Origin of the sequence: Thiomonas sp. 13-64-67, assembly GCF_002282795.1 — a bacterium.
Classification (GTDB): Bacteria; Pseudomonadota; Gammaproteobacteria; order Burkholderiales; family Burkholderiaceae_C; genus Thiomonas; species Thiomonas arsenitoxydans.
The window spans coordinates 1-2,789 of sequence record NZ_NCKP01000113.1 but is presented as its reverse complement, the minus strand read 5'-3'; the positions used below and the strand labels follow the sequence as shown (position 1 = coordinate 2,789).

Here is a 2,789-nt window from a genome sequence, read left to right as displayed (position 1 = left end):
GCGCGCCCTGCGACCCGACATCGGCAAGCCCGTCTGGCACAACTCGCTACGCCTGCCCGCGGGTGAAACGCTGTCCCCCGAACGCTGGAAAACCCTGTGCGACGACTACATGGCGCGGATGGGATTCACCCGCGATCATCCGCGCTGCTACGTGATGCATGACGACGCCCAGGGCCAGCATATCCACATCGTTGCCTCGCGCGTCAGTGCAACCGGTGCGGTGTATCTGGGCTGCAATGAAAACCTCATCAGCACCCGAATTATTCAACGCCTAGAGCGCGTGTACCGCCTCACCCTCACCCAAGGCGCCACGTACACAGTCGACCGCAAGATCGTCCCGCCCGAGCGCAAGCAAGCCCAGCAAGGCGAGGTCGAAGCGGCCCTGCGCACGGGCATCCTGCCGCCCCGCTTGCAGTTGCAGCAGATCCTGGATGCAACCCTGAAACGCGGCCCACAGACCGCATCCGAGTTCGCTCATGCCCTGCAAGCGCAGGGCGTCACCGTGGTGCCGAATATCGCTTCGACCGGCACACTGAACGGGTTCTCGTTCGAGATTGACAGCATGGCTTTCAAGGGCAGCGCCCTCGGCGCTGCCTACAAATGGGCCTCCCTCAAGAAGATTGTGAACTATGACCAAGACCGAGACCATGCAGCACTTGCCGACCTCCGTGCAAGTGCAAGCCGCAGCACAGGACCTGCAGCAACTCCCGCAGGCGATCATCGAACAACTGGCGCCGATTCTGCCCGACATCGAGCAGGCGATGCAGGCCCAGCGGCGCACCATCGAGACGCTGACCGCGCAGACAATGCAGCAGATCGTGCAGACCCAGGCCCAGGCCCTGCAAGCGATCCAGGCCCAACAACAGACGAGCGAACGCGCGCTGACCAGCGCCTTGACGCGCCTGACCGAGCAGAGCAGCGCCCTGCAAAGCCTCCCGAAGCAGACGAGACAAGCGGCAGCGCAAGCGATCCAAGCCGCCCAGGAGATGCAGGACGCCATCAGCAACCGTCCGCCTCTCACGCTCACGCAGGGCATCTTGCTGATGGTCTGCGGCGCGATTCTGGCGGCGGCGCTGACCCTCGCTGGGATGCGCGCTTTCGACGCGCCAGCGCCGCCAGACGGGCAGCAGCAAGCGCAGCAGCAGACGCCGCAGCAACCGCAACAACAGCAGCAATAAGCCCCGAACGCATCGACGAGCAAACCAGACAGGATGCGCGGCATGCCGATCCTGTGCCTTATCTGGAAGCGCACGGCTTCACGGTCAAACGCGAGGGCCGCCACGCCTCGGTGCGCAACGGCAGCGGTGATGAGGTCTACCGGCTGACCCAGACCTCAGGGCGCTGGGTGTGGTGCGACTTGTACGGACAGAATGGCGGCGACGTGATCGCCCTGGTGCGCGACATGGCACCGGGCACGTCGTTTCGCGACGCCGTGTTCGAACTCACCGGCGGCGCGGCCCTGGTGCAGCGTGTGCAAGCCCCCAAGCCTGCACCGGAGTCCCCACCCACCTCACCAAGCCCACTGACACTGCCCCTATGCCAACCGCATCAGCGCAGTGCAGGGCGGGCCTACCTGGCCGGGCGCGGCATCAGTCCGGCCACGCTCGATGCGGCCGAGGCTGCGGGCATGCTGCGCTATGCGTCTGGGGCCGTGTTGTTCGTCGGCTACGACGAAGCCCGGCAACCCCGCAGCGTCACACAGCGCCTGATCCATGATGACGCCATCCCGAACAAGCGGGATCTGCGCGGATCGGTCAAAGCGTTCTGTCCGATCCTGCCCGGTGACCCGCAGACTGTGTGGATCGTCGAAGGCGGCACGGACGCGCTGGCGGTGCAGGACAGGGAAGGAGGCGACGGCCAGCCGCCCACCGTGATCGTGACCGGCGGGGCCGGGGTGCGAAGCTTCCTAGACCAGCCCGCCATCCAGGCCCTGTTGCGCAAGGCGGCGCGTGTGGTCATCGCCTGCGAAAACGAAAAGGACGCCGAGACGCAGGCACGCACCGATGCGCACCATGCGCAACAGCGCGACCGGGTGTGCGGCATCGCCCCCGGCGCAGATGTGCAGCTTTGGCGCCCGCCCGCGGGTTGCAAGGACGTGGCGCAACTGCACGCGCGGACGGTGCAAGTCACCGACGTGGCGGCCTCGCTCACGGCACCGCGCACGGCCCCGCCAACGCAACCTGGCAGTACATCAGCACACAGCAGTCCCACCCCGCAGTCCGCTGGCGACGAGACCCGTCCCCGCTAACCCCCAAGGAGTCATCCATGTCAACACGCACGCGCAGCATCATCAAACCCAAGACGGCGCAGCCGGTCAAATTGCACTTCCTGTGTGACCCCAAGCTGGCCGACCGATTAACCGCGCTCGAAAACCTGGCGAAAAAAGCCGGTCTTGAGATCGACATCGACGGCGCGCTGTAGGCCGCCCTGGCCCGGCTCATTGCCCAGGCGGAGAAGCAACTGACACCGCCGCCTGCGGAAAAAACCCCGGTCAGCTTGCCGCAGCAGGCGGTCGATTTGTTGGCGCCGCCGCCGATTTGAGCCACATGCCGATCGGCGACTGCGCCAGGGAAAACGCGCTGCGCGTGGCGTCAGGCATGAATTTCGACGCGTGCCAACCGGCTCACGGCAAACCCGGCGCATGGCGCAAATCGGCATTGGCGTCATCAGTGCGCACCAAAGCGTGTCAAGGGTAAGCGTCCCGCCAACCCCTCTTGACACCCGAAGTGAAGGTCAGGTGCTGAGTGCAGGGGGATTGGTATTCGCCCAGTTGTGCGGCAGCAATTCGC

4 protein-coding genes and 1 pseudogene are annotated in these 2,789 nt (G+C 65.6%); 4 read left to right on the top strand and 1 reads right to left on the bottom strand.

What is annotated here, in order from left to right:
• Positions 1-7 precede the first annotated feature (7 nt).
• Positions 8-232, top strand: a pseudogene (locus tag B7X30_RS15835) (relaxase/mobilization nuclease domain-containing protein); the annotation flags it as partial.
• Between the two features lie 39 nt (positions 233-271).
• On the opposite strand, the gene B7X30_RS15260 reads toward B7X30_RS15835, so the two are convergent.
• The gene (locus B7X30_RS15260) at positions 272-478 is read right to left on the bottom strand and encodes a hypothetical protein (protein ID WP_286731760.1); all 207 of its coding nucleotides are present in this window, start codon (positions 476-478) and stop codon (positions 272-274) included.
• A gap of 151 nt (positions 479-629) precedes the next feature.
• On the opposite strand from B7X30_RS15260, the gene B7X30_RS15255 reads away from it, so the two are divergent.
• From B7X30_RS15255 to B7X30_RS15245, 3 genes are read left to right on the top strand one after another with little or no spacing between them, the layout of a single operon-like run.
• A complete protein-coding gene (locus B7X30_RS15255; protein WP_286731759.1) occupies positions 630-1,178 on the top strand; it encodes a hypothetical protein in 549 nt (182 codons plus the stop codon).
• Between the two features lie 53 nt (positions 1,179-1,231).
• Positions 1,232-2,248, top strand: a complete 1,017-nt coding sequence (locus tag B7X30_RS15250) for a hypothetical protein (RefSeq protein WP_286731758.1) — start codon at positions 1,232-1,234, stop codon at positions 2,246-2,248.
• Between the two features lie 17 nt (positions 2,249-2,265).
• On the top strand, positions 2,266-2,421 hold the full coding sequence (locus B7X30_RS15245; RefSeq protein WP_286731755.1) for a hypothetical protein: 156 nt from the start codon (positions 2,266-2,268) through the stop codon (positions 2,419-2,421).
• The last annotated feature ends 368 nt before the right edge of the window (positions 2,422-2,789 follow it).